16 protein-coding genes and 1 pseudogene are annotated in these 17,047 nt (G+C 58.9%); 10 read left to right on the forward strand and 7 right to left on the reverse strand.

Features of this window, described 5'->3' with window-relative positions; genetic code table 11:
• Nucleotides 1-102: 102 nt before the first annotated feature.
• Both ubiA and ACP7D9_RS05955 read right to left on the reverse strand, forming a co-directional pair.
• Entirely contained in the window at nucleotides 103-993 is an 891-nt protein-coding gene (gene ubiA / locus ACP7D9_RS05950; protein WP_101161735.1) for a 4-hydroxybenzoate octaprenyltransferase, read from the reverse strand.
• Nucleotides 993-1,553 carry a chorismate--pyruvate lyase family protein gene (locus tag ACP7D9_RS05955; RefSeq protein ID WP_426156188.1) on the reverse strand — a complete coding sequence of 187 codons (561 nt, stop codon included), beginning with the start codon at nucleotides 1,551-1,553 and terminating at the stop codon, nucleotides 993-995. Before ACP7D9_RS05955 ends, ubiA begins: the two co-directional genes overlap by 1 nt.
• 201 nt (nucleotides 1,554-1,754) lie before the next feature.
• Between ACP7D9_RS05955 and ACP7D9_RS05960 the strand changes: the two genes are divergently transcribed.
• The 3 genes from ACP7D9_RS05960 to ACP7D9_RS05970 all read left to right on the forward strand — a co-directional run bounded on the left by ACP7D9_RS05960 (nucleotide 1,755) and on the right by ACP7D9_RS05970 (nucleotide 3,557).
• Nucleotides 1,755-1,922: a rubredoxin gene (locus ACP7D9_RS05960; protein ID WP_003177199.1), complete on the forward strand. Its 168-nt coding sequence runs from the start codon at nucleotides 1,755-1,757 to the stop codon at nucleotides 1,920-1,922.
• Nucleotides 1,923-1,942: 20 nt separating this feature from the next.
• Nucleotides 1,943-3,091: an NAD(P)/FAD-dependent oxidoreductase gene (locus ACP7D9_RS05965; protein ID WP_426156192.1), complete on the forward strand. Its 1,149-nt coding sequence runs from the start codon at nucleotides 1,943-1,945 to the stop codon at nucleotides 3,089-3,091.
• Between the two features lie 190 nt (nucleotides 3,092-3,281).
• Nucleotides 3,282-3,557, forward strand: a complete 276-nt coding sequence (locus ACP7D9_RS05970; RefSeq protein WP_003213368.1) for an HU family DNA-binding protein — start codon at nucleotides 3,282-3,284, stop codon at nucleotides 3,555-3,557.
• Nucleotides 3,558-3,670: 113 nt separating this feature from the next.
• Here the strand turns inward: ACP7D9_RS05970 and ACP7D9_RS05975 are convergent, their stop codons facing one another.
• The 5 genes from ACP7D9_RS05975 to tssI form a co-directional block, all read right to left on the reverse strand.
• Complete coding sequence (locus tag ACP7D9_RS05975) at nucleotides 3,671-4,039, reverse strand: DUF2388 domain-containing protein (RefSeq protein WP_253497278.1); 369 nt, start codon at nucleotides 4,037-4,039, stop codon at nucleotides 3,671-3,673.
• An 83-nt stretch (nucleotides 4,040-4,122) separates the two neighbouring features.
• Nucleotides 4,123-6,453, reverse strand: a complete 2,331-nt coding sequence (locus ACP7D9_RS05980) for a lipase family protein (protein WP_426156195.1) — start codon at nucleotides 6,451-6,453, stop codon at nucleotides 4,123-4,125.
• A complete protein-coding gene (locus tag ACP7D9_RS05985) occupies nucleotides 6,450-7,241 on the reverse strand; it encodes a hypothetical protein (RefSeq protein WP_426156198.1) in 792 nt (263 codons plus the stop codon). The genes ACP7D9_RS05980 and ACP7D9_RS05985 overlap by 4 nt, the downstream gene beginning before the upstream one ends.
• A complete protein-coding gene (locus ACP7D9_RS05990; protein ID WP_426156201.1) occupies nucleotides 7,238-8,086 on the reverse strand; it encodes a DUF4123 domain-containing protein in 849 nt (282 codons plus the stop codon). The genes ACP7D9_RS05985 and ACP7D9_RS05990 overlap by 4 nt, the downstream gene beginning before the upstream one ends.
• Nucleotides 8,083-10,110 (reverse strand): type VI secretion system tip protein TssI/VgrG, encoded by a 2,028-nt coding sequence (tssI, locus tag ACP7D9_RS05995; RefSeq protein WP_426156204.1) that lies wholly within the window; start codon nucleotides 10,108-10,110, stop codon nucleotides 8,083-8,085. The genes ACP7D9_RS05990 and tssI overlap by 4 nt, the downstream gene beginning before the upstream one ends.
• Nucleotides 10,111-10,808: 698 nt before the next feature.
• Between tssI and tssA the strand changes: the two genes are divergently transcribed.
• From tssA to ACP7D9_RS06030, 7 genes and pseudogenes are all read left to right on the forward strand, one after another.
• Complete coding sequence (gene tssA / locus ACP7D9_RS06000) at nucleotides 10,809-12,371, forward strand: type VI secretion system protein TssA (protein ID WP_426156207.1); 1,563 nt, start codon at nucleotides 10,809-10,811, stop codon at nucleotides 12,369-12,371.
• A 32-nt stretch (nucleotides 12,372-12,403) separates the two neighbouring features.
• Complete coding sequence (gene tssB / locus ACP7D9_RS06005; RefSeq protein ID WP_016772498.1) at nucleotides 12,404-12,907, forward strand: type VI secretion system contractile sheath small subunit; 504 nt, start codon at nucleotides 12,404-12,406, stop codon at nucleotides 12,905-12,907.
• 25 nt (nucleotides 12,908-12,932) lie between these two features.
• The gene (tssC, locus tag ACP7D9_RS06010; protein ID WP_016772499.1) at nucleotides 12,933-14,408 is read left to right on the forward strand and encodes a type VI secretion system contractile sheath large subunit; all 1,476 of its coding nucleotides are present in this window, start codon (nucleotides 12,933-12,935) and stop codon (nucleotides 14,406-14,408) included.
• Between the two features lie 9 nt (nucleotides 14,409-14,417).
• Complete coding sequence (tssE, locus tag ACP7D9_RS06015) at nucleotides 14,418-14,825, forward strand: type VI secretion system baseplate subunit TssE (protein ID WP_090287609.1); 408 nt, start codon at nucleotides 14,418-14,420, stop codon at nucleotides 14,823-14,825.
• A 10-nt stretch (nucleotides 14,826-14,835) separates the two neighbouring features.
• Nucleotides 14,836-15,129 (forward strand): annotated as a pseudogene (locus ACP7D9_RS06020) (PAAR domain-containing protein); the annotation flags it as partial.
• Nucleotides 15,130-16,237: 1,108 nt separating this feature from the next.
• The gene (locus ACP7D9_RS06025) at nucleotides 16,238-16,621 is read left to right on the forward strand and encodes a hypothetical protein (protein WP_101161712.1); all 384 of its coding nucleotides are present in this window, start codon (nucleotides 16,238-16,240) and stop codon (nucleotides 16,619-16,621) included.
• Nucleotides 16,618-17,025, forward strand: coding sequence for a hypothetical protein (locus ACP7D9_RS06030; RefSeq protein WP_426156708.1), 408 nt, complete (start codon nucleotides 16,618-16,620; stop codon nucleotides 17,023-17,025). Before ACP7D9_RS06025 ends, ACP7D9_RS06030 begins: the two co-directional genes overlap by 4 nt.
• Nucleotides 17,026-17,047: the final 22 nt, after the last annotated feature.

The following is a 17,047-nucleotide window of genomic DNA, read 5'->3' on the forward strand; positions in this document are numbered from 1 at the left end:
GGGGGCGGGGTGTGCCTGGCTTGGGGGTGTTCAATCACAATCATTCAGGGTTGACTGACACACCGCCTTCGCGAGCAAGCCCGCTCCCACAGGTATGGATCTTCAGCGCAATGCGTAATCCAGAACGATCCCGACAAATATCGCCAACCCCGCCCAGTGGTTGTGCAAAAACGCCTTGAAGCAGCGCATGCGATCACGATCACGGGTGTACCAGAACTCCCACGCATAACACCCGGCCGCCACCAGCAAACCGAGATGGAACCAGATCCCCAGCTCGAACTTCGACCCGGCCAGCGTCAGGCAGCCCAATGACAGCGCCTGCAGGCCGAGGATGATCACCCGATCCGCCTCGCCAAACAGGATCGCCGTGGATTTCACGCCGATCTTCAGGTCGTCATCGCGATCGGTCATTGCATAGTAGGTGTCGTAACCCACCGTCCACAGCAGATTGGCGATCCACAGCAGCCACGCCGCCGCCGGTAACTCGCCGGTCTCGGCGGTGAACGCCATCGGCATGCCCCAGGAAAACGCCGCACCCAGCACCACTTGCGGGTAATAGGTGTAGCGCTTCATGAACGGATAAGTGAACGCCAGCGCCAGACCGCCCAGCGACAGCCAGATGGTCGGCGCGTTGGTGCACAGCACCAGCAGAAAACTGATACCCATCAGCACGGCAAAGAACACCAACGCTTCTTTTGAACTGATCTTGCCGCTGGCCAGGGGGCGCTGGGCGGTGCGTTTGACGTGGCCGTCGACCTTGCGGTCGGCCCAGTCGTTGATCACGCAACCACCCGCGCGGGTCAACACCACGCCGAGTACGAAGATGACGATGTTGGCGAGTGACGGCGAACCCTTGCCGGCAATCCACAACGCCCACAGCGTTGGCCACAACAGCAGATAAATGCCGATCGGCTTGTCCATGCGCGTCAACTGAACGAAATCCCAGGCGCGCGGGTTCAGACGGTTGAGGGACTTGAGCAGGCTCTGGTACATCAGCAGTTCTCCGGATGGGCGCGGGCGGCGATCCACAGGCTCGGCAGGAAAATTTCCGCGACCAGCACGCTCAGCGCGCCACGGTCGAAACGTGAACGCCGACCCCATAGCTCAGGGGCTTTCACCGCAGGCGGCAGCCATTGTTCAGGGTAGTGGCAGACTTCAATCGCGCGGCGCTGGAACGCCTGATCGCAAAACAGCAATTCGCCCAGCGAGCGGCTGCCCAGTTCATCCATGTGCAAACCATCGCCTTGCAGGGCTGCTCGCGAGGCGACGCTGCGGGCAAACACCCAGGCTTCGCCATGGCCGCGCAAATACACCTCGCGCACCCAGCCTTCGCTGCCCTCGGCCAGATCCAGTGCCGCGCATTCATCAGCGCGCAGGGTGTCCCAGCCTTCGAACAACGGCGTCACGCTGAAGCCATCGTTGGACAACCGAGTCAAACGGCGGGTCAGCGAACCTTCGTCGAACAACCAGTCGAGGGTCAGAGGATCGGGGCGAGGCGTCAGGCGGGCTTGGGTCAGCCAGAGCGGGGCGGGACAGGCATTTGAATGTTGCACAATGAGTCATTATTGGCCGCAAATGAGGCGGCGAGCTTACCATGGCGGGCGACAAGATCGAGCGGCGCCGGCCGCCGTTGCGCCGAACAGGCTTGCATCTGCCCGGCACCCTCAGTACAAAACGCCCTGAGCCGGATGGCAGCGCAGCACCCATCGACCGTCCGCGCCGGCACTAAGCCTGAATCCTGAGGAAGTACCTGAATGAAGAAGTGGCAATGTATCGTCTGTGGCCTGATCTACAACGAAGCCGACGGCTGGCCGGATGACGGCATCGCGCCGGGCACCCGCTGGGAAGACGTACCGGCAGACTGGCTGTGCCCAGACTGCGGTGTCGGCAAGATGGACTTTGAAATGATCGAAATCAACTAAGCAAAACACAGGAGTAAGGCATGAGCGCACCAGTCGTCATCATCGGCACCGGGCTTGCGGGCTATAACCTGGCCCGCGAGTTTCGCAAGCTCGACAGCGAAACCCCGCTGCTGTTGATTACCGCCGATGACGGCCGCTCTTACTCCAAGCCGATGCTCTCCACCGGTTTCGGCAAGAGCAAGGACGCCGATGGCCTGAGCATGGCTGAGCCCGGCGCCATGGCCGAGCAGTTGAAGGCCGAAGTGCGCACCCACACGCGCATCAGCGGCATCGACGCCGGCCACAAGCGCTTGTGGATCGGCGAAGAAGCCGTGCCCTATCGCGACCTGATCCTCGCCTGGGGCGCGGAAACCGTGCGTGTGCCGATCGAGGGTGACGGTGCTGATCGGGTGTTCCCGATCAACGATCTCGAAGATTACGCGCGCTTTCGTGCCGCCGCCGAGGGCAGGCGTCGGGTGTTGGTGCTCGGCGCCGGGCTGATCGGCTGTGAGTTTGCCAATGACCTGATCCTCGGCGGCTACGAAGTGCAACTGGTCGCACCGTGCGAGCAGGTCATGCCAATGCTCTTGCATCCTGCCGCTGCGGCGGCCGTGCAGGCCGGGCTGGAAAGTATCGGAGCGAAGTTTCATCTCGGGCCGGTGCTGACCCGGCTGGAGAAAGCCGCCGATGGCCTGCAAGCGCACTTGTCCGATGGCCAGATCATCCCGTGCGATGTGGTGGTCTCGGCGATCGGTCTGCGTCCACGCATCGATCTGGCGGCAGCTGCCGGCGTGCAGGTCAATCGCGGCGTGACGGTCGATCGTTACCTGAAGACTTCCCACGCCAACATTTACGCCTTGGGCGATTGCGCTGAAGTCGACGGGCTCAATCTGCTCTATGTGATGCCGCTGATGAGTTGCGCCCGTGCACTGGCGCAAACCCTCGCTGCAAATCCGACCGCGGTCAGCTACGGGCCAATGCCGATCACCGTGAAAACCCCGGTGTGCCCGCTGGTAGTTTCGCCGCCGCCACGCGGCAGCGAAGGCGTGTGGAGCGTTGAAGGGCAGGGCGCCGACATCAAAGCGCTGTGCCGCAGTGCCGACGGTCAGTTACTCGGTTACGCACTGACCGGCGGGGCGGTCATGGAAAAACTGGCCCTGAACAAACAGCTGCCGCCGCTGCTGGCGTAAATGCCGGTCGTTCTGTCGTAAACACCGCTCTTTTGCCCCGACAAAGGTCTTGGGGAGACTGGCGCCGCCGTTGGCGGCGTGCCATTCTCACTTCCGTCTGCCGCAGAGTAGAGCCTGCGGCGCTTTGGGCGCTGTTCCAACGAGAACAGCACGGACATAACAACAAAAAACCGTCAAAGGGGCTTCACTAATGCGTAAACCAGAACTCGCCGCTGCAATCGCCGAAAAGGCAGACCTGACCAAAGAACAGGCCAACCGCGTCCTCAACGCCGTCCTCGAAGAAATCACCGGCGCCCTGCACCGCAAGGACAGCGTGACGCTGGTCGGCTTCGGCACCTTCCTGCAGCGCCACCGCGGCGCCCGCACCGGCAAAAACCCGCAGACCGGCGAACCGGTGAAGATCAAGGCCAGCAACACCGTGGCGTTCAAGCCAGGCAAGTCGTTGAAAGACAGCGTCAATCCTTGATGGCGGCGTGCTCCCCTGAATGACGGGGAGAACCGCAAATGAGAAATGGGCACACCGATTGCGGTCGGGTGCCCATTTTTTGTACGTCTGCTATCCGTCCGGATATTTAATGGCTATCCGTAGGTAGCCAAAACCATATGGGCAAAGTCTCTCTTGCTTAATTTCTGCTCGGTATTCTGAAGGTGATATGCACGCCATGCCGATTCAAGCATGGCCCCGTCGAATTCTCCGTCCGTAGCGATATAGGTAGTGGCGTCGTCCCTTACAGCTTGCACATAGTGCTTCGAAAGGCTTTTGATTTCTTCCGACGTCGTATAAAACGGCACGGTTGTTGTGAAGAGCAACATAGCCCCCGTTGATGATAATGGGCCTTTAAACATGCAAATTTTTGCAATGCACATTTCAGCCGGAACAGAGGTGCTGATAAAAAGCAAAATTAAGGCTGGAACCGTGATCCGTTTTTTTAAAAAGCTAGTGCCCATGTCTAATTGAACTCCTTGTCCTAAATTGCGCCGCCAGGCGCACTGCGTGTCTTTTTGAGTCGAGAAAGGATTACGTCAGAGCGCTAAACAATCGAATCAATATCCAGCTGAAACGGCGCGCCAACTGCATGCCCACCGGTCATCGCGGCGATAGCGGCATTGTGGTCTTCAGCGGCTGGCGGGATCATCGCCAGTTGCTCCTGAACCAGGTTTTCAGGGTGGGCGTTCCAGCGCAGCAGAGTTTCCTCAACCCATTCGGGCTGGTCGGCATAGCTGCCGTAAACGTCGGCCTCGCTGACCCTTTGGCTGCGCAGCGCTGTCAAGCGGGCCTTGGTCATGCTGATCTTGTCTATTTCCTGATTGAGCATCAGCGTCTTGTGCACGCGCTCCTGCTCTCGCACGTAAGAACGGTGGTTGTTTTCCAGTTCACGCTTAACGGCCCGCAGCTGTTGCTGAATATTCTCCAGGGCGCTGCTGATCCACTCGAATTCGCGATTGGTCACCAGCGAACGCTTGAGCTGCATTGCTTCCTGCCAACGGCGCAAGCTGGCCCAGCAGCCGGGGATGTAGCTACCGACCATTGAGTGGTGACCTGCGGAGAACAACTGCCGCAAAAACGATTCGCGCTCGGGCAAGCCGTTGGTAGCGCGCAGGGCCTTGGCGCAGCCGTGATCGACGATCGTGCTGCAACCCGGCTCCCAGAGAAGCGAGGATCGGTGGTCCTTGTCGAACTCAACGGGCATGAAATGGCGCAAAGCACCGTGATGCCCATAGTCGTCGCCAAAGAAATTGATGATTCCCCAGATCAGCAGGCCGAGGCCGGCGACCGGGTTGAAGCCCAGCACCACGGCGTTGGTTGCGTACATCGGCACAGGATTGGCAAAAGTGTTCATCCAGGTCGCCGGCACACTCGGCACCGGATCGTTCTGATTGACGATGCGGTGATGCACCAGCGACTGGGCGCTTTCGATGAAGGTAGTGTCACCAGCGCGGGGGGCGCCGTAGGTGTAGAGCACGATTTGCGGGGAGAACTCCAGGTTGCGTCTCAGCATCTCGGACAGGATCAATGCAACTGCACCGCCCAGACTGTGACCCGTGATCAGCAGCTTTTGCCCGCTGTAGAATTTTTCCAGATAAGTCACGATGAATGGGTAAGCCGCCAAAGCGCCACCGTAGAAACCGCGGTGCACTTTGCCTTCGCCTTCGGCAAAGGGAACCTGATAGGCATCGCCGTCACGCCGGCCGTCGGGCCAGATCTCACTGGTACCGCGTACGCTGATCAGGATCAGTTCGTCGTGGTGGCAGATGAAGGCCTGAGTGTCCGTGCTTTCGACCTGTTTGCGATCATCGAAAAAATGCAGTCTGGCGGGGTGTTCTTGTTGGTTCTCTAACGCGGGGTCATTCACTTCGGGGTAAAGGTTCGGGTCGAACGGCACCACTTCCAGGCGTTTCGAATACGGTACGTCTTCGTACAGTGGGTAGTATTTCTGCGTTTGCGAGTCATCGACCTTCCACAACTCGTCGAACTGCGGCAGCGCGTGGCCGAACCAGTTGCCGCTGCTGGGCTGTAGCGGAAAGCTTACCGTGTCGGTCTGCACCGGTTGAGTGTTGGGTTCCTGTCCGAAATCGGTGTAGCTCAGCGTCGCCATCACCGACAGCTGATAAAGGTTGAGCGCGCAGAACGCGTCGCCTGTCGACAGCATTGGCCGTAGCGCTCTCATCGGCCGTACTTCCAGCACATGGTGTTTGTTCGGCAGCAGTGCGACGCCCTTGGGCGGCGGCGGGGAAAACCCCAACTCGACGGTGGCCATCTCCGCCGCACTCAAGATGGTGTGCAGTCCGCCATCCGCGGCGGTTTTATCGACCACCGTGAAGTCTCTGGACTTCGCAGCGGGGCGCATGAGCTTGTGCGCCGCCCTCTTCGGAGGGTCGCGACGAGCAGCCAGCGGCGGCAGGTGGGCGATGTGTTTTACCAGTTCACTGACTTCGACCTGGCAGTACGCATCGGTTTCGGACAGGTCCTTGGCGGGGTTGGCCTGGGTGCGTGTGCCTGTTTTGTGGAAGAAGCGGGTTTTTTCGGCGCGGACCTGGAGTTCGGTGATGGGGAGAGGGTAGTGCGGTCGTTCCTTCAGTCGCGCATATATTTCCTCTTTACCCTGATAAAACTGACTGAGCTTCAGGGTTACGGGACCGCAGTAATGATCAAGAACTTTTCCGGAGCCCGAGGAATCCAGTTTGCCGGTATAAACAATATCTTCGTAATCGACGGCTTCGTAGGTCAAACCGGCGTAGGGTTTGCCATCACCGAACTCGTCCACCAATTGAAAACTTGTGGCTTGTCCGCGTCTTGGGCAGGCGTGGATGTTGCCTTGCATAAAGGCCGCAATGCCGGAATCTGTCGGCTCAATGCTCATGGGGTCTGATCCTTGTTTTCAGTGCAATCGGGGTAAATAGTGCAGATGCGCTCGTCTACCATCCTGAATGTGCTGAAGTCTTTGTAATTGCCGAAACAGAACGCATCCTGATCCTCAAAGGCTTTCCCCATGCAGCGCTTCCATCCGCCGGGCACTTTTACCCACGTGTCACCAAAAGCGGGCTTTTCCCGCTCAGATAATTGGATTTTCAGAGTCACCGTTTTTCCAGAAAGCTGAGTCAGCGTGTACGCCGTGAAAGGACGGCTCCGCCCGACATTGCCCTGTGCATCCATTTTTTTGCAGGTCAGCAGTTTGATCAGATAACGCTTCGGGCCCACCGTGCGAAAAGACCACATGCACTCACCAAAGAACTCAGCTGTCTCGTCATCTCTGAAACTACCCATTTGTCGCTCCAGCAACTCCGGACGCACAGCAATCGAGGCGTAGTCATAGCTGAAGTTGCTTCGCCCTGAACCATAAATACCGATGACCTTGATCTCGATGTAATTCAGCGCCAGAGGACATTTGCTTACGGTTCTGTACAGCGGGATCTCGGAAGTCCCTTCGTACTTCATATTGGTTTTGTTGTATCCCAGCTGAGTATTTCTCCCGCCTGGCACGGTGCATGTTTCGCCCTTGGCCGGAACATAGGTGGCCGTCAGGTCGTACCTGAATCCGGGCGGAAAATCCGGAACAAACGTAAAGGTGTTCGGGGTCTTCACCGTCGTACAACCCACCAGCAATCCCAGGCAACCACTCAGCATCAACCCTCGTTTCAAGTGCCTCATCGACCTACCTCTCCTTGCCAATACAACGCTTCCTGATAGACCCGCTCAAAATGCATCGCCGGATCTTCACCGGGTCTGGGCAGCCAGGATTTGCCTGGCCGATATCCCGGTAACTGCAAACTGCGGGTCAGCAAGAAATGCACTTGCTCCGGTTGTTGCCAGCCCCACAAGTGCGTCAGTTGAATCAGGCCCCACAACCACTCATCGACGTCGAGTTGTTCGGCCAGCGTGGCCATGGCTTCGGTGTGTTCGCCGACCAGGTAACGGCGGGTGTTGTCGAACAGCACGTTGGCGTAGATCAGCTCCGGGGTCGGCGTGTGCAGCCACGGCGGATCCATCGGCAGCGGGTGGTGGCCGGGGTCCGGGTTGTCGATGGCGTTCCATCGCTCTGCGTGCCAATAGCAGACGCTGTTGAATGGTCCGAGAAACGCCGCGCGGTGCTCGGGTTGCAGGTGCGCCAGCGCACGTCCCAGAACCCGGTTGTCATGCACGCGGTACACCGCCTGATTCGGGCGTTCGCCGGTGATCAGGCGCTCGCGCCAGTGCGCGGCCAGCAGATCAAGCTCGCCATGACGGGCACTGGCCAGCCAGCCCCAATTGCGCTCGGGCGTGGCGAGCAAGGCCTGGATGGCGGGATGCTGCGCCGTATCGATCTGCAACAGCAGCGGGCCGGTTGGCGCCAGCGACTCGGCCGGCGTGCCGGTGTACAGCGGGCGAAACCGCGCGGTGCCGAGGTCGCGGGTCAGCGCAGCGTGCTCTGCGCTTTGACCGTCGGTGTCGAGCATCAGATACAGATCGCAGCCGGCGCGGGATTGCGCGTGCAACCATTGTGCGACCGGGCTCATGCGACTTCTCCCAGCTCGCACAGACCCGCCGCGCAGGCTTCGCACAGCGGGCAATAGTCCGCCGCCTGCAGGCGGGCACTGTTGATGATCGACTGCGGTGTGGCGTTAATCGGAGGAGCCAGACCGGCCTCTGCCTGTAGCGGTTGTAGCGGCGCGAGCCCCGGCAGCGGCGCTCCGCCCTCTACCATGGGCACGCTGCTGAAAATCCCGGCGGCATTGATCACGATGTGATGGCCGCCCGCTGACAGCGTCAGGCTCATGCCGGCATCAATCACCACGTTGCTTGCAGTGACATGCGCCTGTTGACCGGCCTGAATCACCAGGGCGCCAACGGTCTGACTGCTGGTGCCGCTGACGGCCAGCACGTCATCGGCATTGATCAGTGTGCTGCGCAGCCCTTGATGAGTGCGCAAATCCCGGCCCTCGATCAGGCTGGTGCTGTCATTGCCGACATGCTCATGGCGGTCGCGCGTGATCAGGCTGCGGCTGTCGTTGAGGATCAGTTGCTCCAGATCACGCTGGGCCCGCAGGTAGATTTTTTCCTGCCCGGCGCGATCCTCGATCGACAGTTCGTTGTAGCCGCCATTGCGCGGAGTGCTCTGGCTGCGCAACACCGTTCGGGTCTGACTCGCCGGCAAGGGATGAGCAACACCATTGACCTTGTTGGCGACGCAGCCGGTAATCAAGGGGTGATCCGGGTTGCCCTCCAGAAAAGTCACGACCACCTCCATTCCAACCCGGGGTATGGCCACTGCGCCAAATCCATCACCCGCCCAACTGGAGGCTACGCGCAGCCAGCAGCTGCTTTTCTCGCTGTTGCGTTCAGTGCGGTCCCAGGGGAACTCAACCCGAACCCGTGCGTGCTCGTCGCAAAAAATTTCCTCCCCCGGTGGCACGGTGACTTTTGCGGTCTGGCAGACCAGCAGAGGTCTCGGCGCGGGCATTGGCGGGCGGTAAAACACATCCGCAGGGATAGCCTTGAACGTGTTGCGATAACCCTGCGTGAAGCCATTGGCAGCATGGGCATCGTCGCTGCTGAAGGCCTCTTCGAGCACGCCTGGTTGCTTGCCTTCATGAGAGAGCTGCAGCAGCCGCCACGACTCGTTGCACTCCGGCCGAGGATGTTGGCGCAGATCGAACAGGTGACCGCTGCGCAGAATCGGCTGATTGCTTTTGCCTTCAATCCATTGGTAATCGCTGCGGTGGCGCTCCAACGTCTGACGCGCCAGCTGTTTGCCGGACCTCTCTGAGGTCATCAACAACGGATAGCGGTAGTCTTCGAGCTCGGGACTGAACTCGGCGGTGAAACGGTTTTCCAGCAGCAGGTTGGGGCGCTTCAGGTCATAGTCGCGGCGGGTGACAGTGCTGGTGCGTGTGTTGAAGCCCAGGGTCAGGTGGTTCACCACCGGGTGTTCGGCGACCATGCAGCTATCAACCTGAAAGGGTGTCGTACCCAAGTTGGGCGCGAACACCGGGCTGTCGCTGAACACCAGCAAATGCCCGTCGACCGAATGCTGGTAATGCCAGGCAATACCCTCTTCGGCGCACAGGCGCTGGATGAACAGGAAATCGCTTTCGCCGTACTGCGTGCAGTATTCACGTGGCTCGCCGGCGGCGACATTGAATGTGAAGTCATCGGCCTGGATGCCATGCCCTCTGAGCACTTGCGCGATGATGTGCGGCACTGTCAGCTGCTGAAAAATCCGTTGGTCCTGGCTCAGTTGCAGATAGTGAAGCGCCGGCACCAGTGTCAGCTCGTATCGGGTCAGGCGCTTTCCGGTCTCGCCCAGCATTACATCTTCGATCCGCCCATGAATGCCTTCATCCCTTAATCCGAACTGCAGAAAGGCGGGCTGGCTGAGCAGGCTTTCCAAATCAAAATCCGCGTGTTCGCTCACCAGCTCGACGCGAAAAGCGTACAGCTGGCTGATCGCTTCTGTACCTGTGAACGCGAGCACCTGAAAGTCGTGACGAATGGCCGGGATGTGCAGTGAGAATGGCGCGCAGTGGCCTTTGCCGAACATGGGCTTGTCCTTAAGCAAAATGAGTCAGAGCGCGATACCGTTCCTCCCTGATCGCCGCGCATGAAAAGTTGCCAAGGCAAGCTAACGGCGCGGCAAACTAATTGATGTAAGAAGTATCCCTGACATTTGTCAGAGTATTCCGGGTTTGAAAGTGTCGGGGGAATGAGCGAAGTGTCTGTAGGACGCCGCTTCGATAACTATCGACTTGACGGTGTTTGACAGTGAGGAAAGTTTCAGAATAATGAAATGCCATCATTATAGTGGCACTTTTTGCGATCATCGTTGTCGTTGGAAACTTCTTGATGGCAATCGGTCATTTTCGGAAGTGTCCTACTTCTATTTTTTTTTGAATTTGTCATGCTGCACGCCGCTCGAGGATACGAGCGTCAGATAAACTCGCCCGGCTGGGTGGGAGGCTCTGGGTCAACGGTTTCGCGGGAGCAGGGGAAATGTGCTGATTAATAAGCGGCATCAGGGAAACCCCTGCGGCATATAGGGCGATCTCCTGCAGACCTCAATGAACAGTTCGTCTTGTTGTTTAATCAGATGCTTGCTAGTGGCCATCATAGTGATTACGATGCGCCCACTTGAAAGAGCACATCTCAATTGGATGAGTCGCTGAACTGCTCTTCGATACTGTCCCGCGTGGCTGAAACTGCATTCGCCCGCACGACTGTAATCCTTAATAAAGGCCATGGATGTCCTACTCAAGCAAACTTTCCGCCCATTACCTCGAACTCGCAAAAGTCTCTGTTTCCAAAGAGAATTTCGCGGGCGAAGACGTTCGTTTTTCGAGCGAGTTCGAGGCGCTGGAAAGTGAGCTGGCCAAGGCTTCGTCGATGCACGAAAGCGGGCAGATCGACTGGCTGAAAGTCCGCGAAAACAGCGAAAATCTGCTGCGTACCCAATCCAAGGATCTGCGTGTCGGCGCCTGGCTGACCTGGTCGCTGTACCAGCGTGAATCCTTCCCGGGCCTGCTCGCCGGCCTCGGTCTGCTGCACCATCTGTCGGAAAACAACTGGGCCGACGTCCACCCGCTCAAACCCCGCACCCGTGCCGCCGCGATTGGCTGGCTGGTGCCGCGTCTCGAGCAGGTCATTACCGAAAACATTGCGATCAAAGAGCAGTTGCCGATGTTCCGGCAGCTCTCCGAGCACCTGGCCGGTCTCGAAGCCGCCTGTACTGAACATCTGGGCGATGATGCGCCGCTGCTGCTGCCGATTTCCCGCCGCCTGAAAACCATGATCCAGCGCGCCGCCGACAACCAGCCGGCTCCCGGTGTGGTGGGCGCGGCGGTGGCGCAGGTCAAGCAGGCGGCGAGCCAGTTGCTCACTCCAGGCGCGCCGATCGACAACGAAAGGGATGCGCACAAGGCCCTGCGTGCCCAGCAGGAAAGCGCCCGGCCGTTGTGCGCCTGGTGGCTGAAACAGAAAGCCACTGACCTGCGCGCGTTGCGCCTCAATCGTACCTTGCTGTGGATGACCATCGACGCGGTGCCCGAGCGCAACGCCGAGCAGATCACCGTGTTGCGCGGCCTGCCGCTGGAAAAACTCAAGCTCTATCAGGACCGTTTCGATCAGGGCAAATACGCCGACCTGCTGGTGGAACTGGAGGCGAGCCTGGCGAAGGCGCCGTTCTGGTTCGATGGCCAGAGGATGGTCTGGGAATGTCTCCAGAACCTCAACGCCGAATTGGCAATGCGCGAAGTGGAAATCCACTTCGCGCTTTTGATTCAGCGCCTGCCGGGCATTATCGAATTGCGCTTCCATGACGGCGCGCCGTTCGCCGATCCGTCCACCCGGGCGTGGATCGCCGCCAACGTCATGCCGCATCTGCAAAGCGCCAGCGCGCCACGCAAGGTCGAAAGCGAGAGCGTCGAAACCCAGCCGGCCTGGGAAAAAGCCCTGGAAGAAGTCCAGCCGATCCTGCGCAAGGAAGGCTTGAAGCCGGCGGTGCAGATTCTCAAGCAGGGTCTGCAATCGGCCCACGGCGGCCGCGAACGCTTCTTCTGGCAGTTCACCCTCGCGCGGCTGTGCTTCCTGGCCAAGAAATACGAACTGGCGAAGAACCAGCTCGAAACCCTCGATCAGACATTACAGGACTCAGGCCTGCACGCCTGGGAGCCCGATCTTGCATTGCAAGTGCTGCACCTGCTGCACAGTTGCTGCGAGTTGTTGCCGCAGAACCACGCCGTACGTGAAAGCAAGGAAGAGATTTATCGCAGGCTGTGCCACCTCGATCTCGAAGTGGTACTCGAATAGGCCCCAGGGCCACAACCGCAAGGAGAAAAGCCATGGCCAAAGAAGGCTCGGTAGCCCCCAAGGAACGCATCAACGTCACCTTCAAACCCGCCACCGGCGGTGCTCAGGAAGAGATTGAACTGCCGCTGAAACTGCTGGCAATCGGTGACTACACCCACCGCAAGGACGATCGCAAAATCGAAGATCGCAAGCCGATCAGCATCGACAAGATGACCTTCGATGAAGTGTTGGCCAAGCAAGAACTGGGGCTGACGCTGAGCGTGCCGAACCGTCTGCAGGAAGATGGCGAGGCCGAAGAGCTGGCTGTGCAATTGCGCGTCAATTCGATGAAGGACTTCAACCCGGCCAGCCTGGTCGAGCAAGTGCCTGAGCTGAAAAAACTGATGGAACTGCGCGATGCGCTGGTGGCCCTCAAAGGCCCGCTGGGTAACGCGCCTGCGTTCCGTAAAGCGATCGAAGGCGTGCTCGCCGACGACGAATCCCGCGGTCGCGTACTCGGTGAGCTGGGCCTGAACGCCGCAGCCCCGGACGCCTGAGACTCTTGCCAAGGAAGCCAACACAATGAGCACTAGCGCAGCACAAGAGAAGAGCGCCGCCAGCGGCGAATACAGCATTCTCGACAGCATCATCGCCGAAACCCGTCTGACCCCGGACGACGAAGCCTACGACATCGCCAAGCGCGGCGTGTCGGCCTTCATCGAAGAACTGCTCAAGCCGCAGAACAACGGTGAGCCGGTCAAGAAGGCCATGGTCGACCGCATGATCGCCGAGATCGATGCCAAGCTCAGCCGTCAGATGGACGAAATTCTGCACCACCCGGATTTCCAGGCGCTGGAATCGTCGTGGCGTGGCCTGCAGTTGCTGGTCGACCGCACCAACTTCCGCGAAAACATCAAGATCGAAATCCTCAACGTCTCCAAAGAAGACCTGCTGGACGATTTCGAAGATTCGCCGGAAGTCATGCAGTCGGGCCTGTACAAGCACATCTACACCGCTGAATACGGCCAGTTCGGTGGTCAGCCTGTGGGCGCGATCATCGCCAACTACTACATGTCGCCAAGCTCGCCAGACGTCAAGCTGATGCAGTACGTGGCCAGCGTTTCGTGCATGTCCCACGCGCCGTTCATTGCTGCCGCCGGCCCGAAATTCTTCGGCCTGGAAAGCTTCACCGGCCTGCCGGATCTGAAAGATCTGAAAGACCACTTCGAAGGCCCGCAATTCGCCAAATGGCAGAGCTTCCGTACTTCGGAAGACTCCCGCTACGTTGGCCTGACCGTGCCGCGTTTCCTGCTGCGCAACCCGTACGATCCGGAAGAAAACCCGGTCAAGTCGTTCGTCTACAAGGAAACCGTTGCCAACAGCCACGAGCACTACCTGTGGGGCAACACCGCGTACGCGTTCGGCACCAAACTGACCGACAGCTTCGCCAAATTCCGCTGGTGCCCGAACATCATCGGCCCGCAGAGCGGTGGCGCGGTTGAAGACCTGCCGTTGCACCACTTCGAAAGCATGGGCGAAATCGAAACCAAGATTCCTACCGAAGTATTGGTTTCCGACCGTCGTGAATACGAATTGGCCGAGGAAGGCTTTATTTCCCTGACCATGCGCAAAGGCTCCGACAACGCGGCGTTCTTCTCCGCAAGCTCGGTGCAGAAGCCGAAGTTCTTCGGCATCAGCGCAGAAGGCAAGGCGGCAGAGCTGAACTACAAGCTCGGCACCCAACTGCCGTACATGATGATCGTCAACCGCCTGGCTCACTACCTGAAAGTGCTGCAGCGCGAGCAACTCGGTTCGTGGAAAGAACGTACCGACCTCGAGCTGGAACTGAACAAGTGGATCCGTCAGTACGTTGCCGACCAGGAAAACCCGAGCGCCGAAGTACGTGGCCGTCGCCCGCTGCGCGCTGCGCAAGTGATCGTCAGCGACGTTGAAGGTGAGCCGGGCTGGTACCGCGTGAGCTTGAACGTGCGTCCGCACTTCAAGTACATGGGTGCCGATTTCACCCTGTCGCTGGTTGGCAAGCTGGACAAAGAGTAAGAGCAACTCATGGACGGATACGGCAGCCTGTTCGAACGCCTCAACGGCGACGCACAACTACGCAATGGCAAGAGCCTCGAGGTTTCTGCCATGGCGTCGGTGGCTGCCCATCTGGCCAAAATGCTCAGCACCCGGGCCGGCAGCGTGCAAACGCTGGCCGACTACGGGTTGCCCGATCTCAATGACATGCGCCTGAGCCTGCACGACTCGCTGAGTCAGGCCCGCCTGGCCATCGAAAGCTTCATCGAAGCCTACGAGCCGCGCCTGAGCAACGTGCGTGTCATTTCCCTGCCGCGTGACCACGATCAGCTTCGCCTGGCCTTCAGTATCGAAGGCCTGCTCGAAGTCGAGGGGTTCAAGCGTCAGGTCAGTTTTTCCGCGCGCCTGGATGGCAGCGGTCAAGTCAAGGTCACCTAAGGAGATCCCGATGTCTGGCAAACCCGCAGCACGCGTATCCGACCCCACCGCTTGCCCGCTTCCCGGCCATGGCACCAACCCGATCGCCGCCGGTTCCGGCGACGTGTTCTTCGACGGCCTCGCGGCCGCCCGCCAAGGCGATGCCTCGGCGTGTGGTGGTGCGATGTCCGGCAGCTTGGCGACCACTGTGTTGATCAATGGAAAACCGGCCGCCACAGTCGGCTCCGTTGGCTCTCACGGGAACAAGGTTACGGCGGGTTCAGGGACGGTGATTATCGGTAATTCGCATTCGCCAGCGCCATTTTCGGGGCTTGCCGCTATAGCGGTTGTCGCGGCGCTGGATTACCGACTGGGTTTGAAGTCCGGTGGCAACTCGGTACTGACGCCGCTGGAAATTCCAGACTTCGACGAGCTGAAATCAGGAACATCGAAAAACCGTGAGGTGGTCGATTTCGTTGTCGAGAACCGCATGGACGCAGCTGACAGTGTGAAGCTGGAAGTGCTGGACGGCGAAAAGCTGGTTTACGCCGAAGCCAACACCGCGCCGTTCCTGCCACCAGGCAAGCATCCATGGCAATGGGACGGCTACGACACGGCCGGCATCCTTGATACCAAAGTCCTGAAAAGCCCGAACCTGAAAGTGCGCCTCACCGCGACCGGGGCGGGGAAACAGCACGTGACTGAAGTGAAGCTTGATTGCTCGGCTGGAGAGGTTAAGTGGGTCGATGCGCGCATCGACCGCAACGCCAAGACCGTTGAGGTCACGTTACGCCCGAGCTTTTCAGACGGCGGCAGTAGTGGTTCCACACCCGGACTGGTACCCACGCCTTTCAGCACGTTACTCGGCTGGGCCAAGGAAGGTATCGAGTTGTACTGGTCGCGTAATGGCTCACGCGGCGGCGGTATCGCTGAGGGCATCACGACCAGCAAAGGCCTGTACAAAGTCACGGTCAAAACCGAAATCAACGTCGAGCCCAAAGCCGGGGATTTCCCTTTGATTGATTCGCTGTCGGCGGACTTCGGTCGTTCCACCAGTCTGGCGATTGCAAGAAAGGTTTATCACAACGCCGGTTATGCCTATGAAAGCTACGTTGTTCAACGACGTCGAACTCCAGAGTTCGCTAGAGACATTGCCAGAGAAGAGTTCAAAGAAACGTCGGCTCATGAGTTTGGTCATTTGATTCTCAATGAGTACGGTGGGGGAATCATCCCCGGTTACTCCTGGACTCACAAAGAAACATCCACATTGATGCAAAACCCTAAGGACAACCACCCGACGCCGAACGCCGGCGAGGTGGATGTCATGCATTACTTCAGCAGTTACACGCAGTCCTCCGCTGATCTGCAAAAGAGAATGGCGGCGTCTGAACAGGACGTCAAAAGCTTGCTTTGGCTGGCAAGGGTCGAGTTCGATGACTAGGTTGACCGGTCTCATCTTGCCGTTCGTTTCCCTTTATGGCTGTGCTGCTCAGCAGGTGTACAACAACCATGTGTATGTCGAAAACCGCTGTGGCCAGCGCTTGGCAATGAGGGTTTCCAACGGCTCGAACATGTATTCGCAGGATCGCCACATGACTGCCGAACCGGATTCCCGTGCCATGGTCGCGAGTTTTGCTTCCTATGGTGAGGATGTGATGGAGCAGATCCCGCATAACTATCTGTTGAAGATCAACGATGCTGCTGGCACCAGGATCATCGGCGCTCTGGAGTTGAAGAGGCGCCTGAGTGGCGTACAGAAGGTCAGTCAAGGGACACAGCGCGAGTGGACAATCAGCGAGGCATCGGTTTGTCCGTGAAACTGCCAAGGACGATTTTGATGATGAGATGGGTAAGCCTCTTCGCGTGCTTCGTTTCGCTGACTGCATGCGCTGCGCAGCAGGTCTATCGCAATGATGTTTACCTGCTGAACACTTGTGGAGTACCACTGGAGTTGACGCTGGCGAACGACTCCAACTATGACGATCAGCCACGCAGTTTCACGTTAAACCCGAACCAGCGTAGTTCCATCGGCAACTACCAGTCATTCGGTGAAGACGTATCGGGTCAGATCAGCGACCAGTACAGCCTGTCGATCAAAAGCCAGAACGGGACTAAGTCCATTGACGCACAGACCTTGCGAAAGGCAGTAGCGAGCATCAAAAAAACCGAAGAAAAAGCTGTCCGTTCGTGGACGGTCGACACGGGGGCTTTCTGCCCATGAAGCACTCGTTCGGGTTGGCTCG

Source organism: Pseudomonas sp. TSRC2-2 (assembly GCF_049897785.1).
Taxonomy (GTDB): Bacteria; Pseudomonadota; Gammaproteobacteria; order Pseudomonadales; family Pseudomonadaceae; genus Aquipseudomonas.

Coding starts and splice junctions, on each gene's coding strand:
- ubiA (WP_101161735.1), bottom strand. CDS start 993: ATGTACCAGAGCCTGCTCAAGTCCCTCAACCGTCTGAACCCGCGCGCC.
- ACP7D9_RS05960 (WP_003177199.1), top strand. CDS start 1,755: ATGAAGAAGTGGCAATGTATCGTCTGTGGCCTGATCTACAACGAAGCC.
- ACP7D9_RS05965 (WP_426156192.1), top strand. CDS start 1,943: ATGAGCGCACCAGTCGTCATCATCGGCACCGGGCTTGCGGGCTATAAC.
- ACP7D9_RS05970 (WP_003213368.1), top strand. CDS start 3,282: ATGCGTAAACCAGAACTCGCCGCTGCAATCGCCGAAAAGGCAGACCTG.
- ACP7D9_RS05975 (WP_253497278.1), bottom strand. CDS start 4,039: ATGGGCACTAGCTTTTTAAAAAAACGGATCACGGTTCCAGCCTTAATT.
- ACP7D9_RS05980 (WP_426156195.1), bottom strand. CDS start 6,453: ATGAGCATTGAGCCGACAGATTCCGGCATTGCGGCCTTTATGCAAGGC.
- ACP7D9_RS05985 (WP_426156198.1), bottom strand. CDS start 7,241: ATGAGGCACTTGAAACGAGGGTTGATGCTGAGTGGTTGCCTGGGATTG.
- ACP7D9_RS05990 (WP_426156201.1), bottom strand. CDS start 8,086: ATGAGCCCGGTCGCACAATGGTTGCACGCGCAATCCCGCGCCGGCTGC.
- tssI (WP_426156204.1), bottom strand. CDS start 10,110: ATGTTCGGCAAAGGCCACTGCGCGCCATTCTCACTGCACATCCCGGCC.
- tssA (WP_426156207.1), top strand. CDS start 10,809: ATGTCCTACTCAAGCAAACTTTCCGCCCATTACCTCGAACTCGCAAAA.
- tssB (WP_016772498.1), top strand. CDS start 12,404: ATGGCCAAAGAAGGCTCGGTAGCCCCCAAGGAACGCATCAACGTCACC.
- tssC (WP_016772499.1), top strand. CDS start 12,933: ATGAGCACTAGCGCAGCACAAGAGAAGAGCGCCGCCAGCGGCGAATAC.
- tssE (WP_090287609.1), top strand. CDS start 14,418: ATGGACGGATACGGCAGCCTGTTCGAACGCCTCAACGGCGACGCACAA.
- ACP7D9_RS06025 (WP_101161712.1), top strand. CDS start 16,238: ATGACTAGGTTGACCGGTCTCATCTTGCCGTTCGTTTCCCTTTATGGC.